The sequence below is a fragment of the Mesorhizobium sp. M2A.F.Ca.ET.039.01.1.1 genome (assembly GCF_003998035.1).
In the GTDB taxonomy this organism is placed as follows: Bacteria; Pseudomonadota; Alphaproteobacteria; order Rhizobiales; family Rhizobiaceae; genus Mesorhizobium.
Map to the genome: position 1 here is coordinate 1 of NZ_RZRY01001616.1, position 382 is coordinate 382.

General features: G+C 63.9%; 1 protein-coding gene. It reads left to right on the plus strand.

Going from position 1 to position 382, the window contains the following annotated elements:
- The coding region (locus EOA24_RS41200) for a proline dehydrogenase family protein (protein ID WP_189354751.1) at positions 1-382 on the plus strand (382 nt) is incomplete at both ends.

A 382-nucleotide genomic window follows, 5' to 3' on the forward strand; every position in this document is an offset into this window, starting at 1 on the left:
CACTCGCGCATGGCCCTCAACATCGATGCCGAGGAGGCCGACCGCCTCGACCTGTCGCTCGATGTCATCGAACGCGTGCTGGCCGAGCCGGAACTTGCCGGCTGGGACGGCTTCGGCGTCGTCGTCCAGGCCTACGGCCCGCGCGCGGCTTTCGCCATCGACTGGCTCTATGCGCTGGCGAAGAAATACGACCGCCGGATCATGGTGCGGCTGGTCAAGGGTGCCTATTGGGACACCGAGATCAAGCGGGCGCAGACGCTGGGTCTTACCGGCTATCCGGTCTTCACCCGCAAGGCCAACACCGACGTTTCGTATCTGGCCTGCGCGAAGAAGCTTTTGTCGATGACCGACCGCATCTATCCGCAGTTCGCCACCCATAACG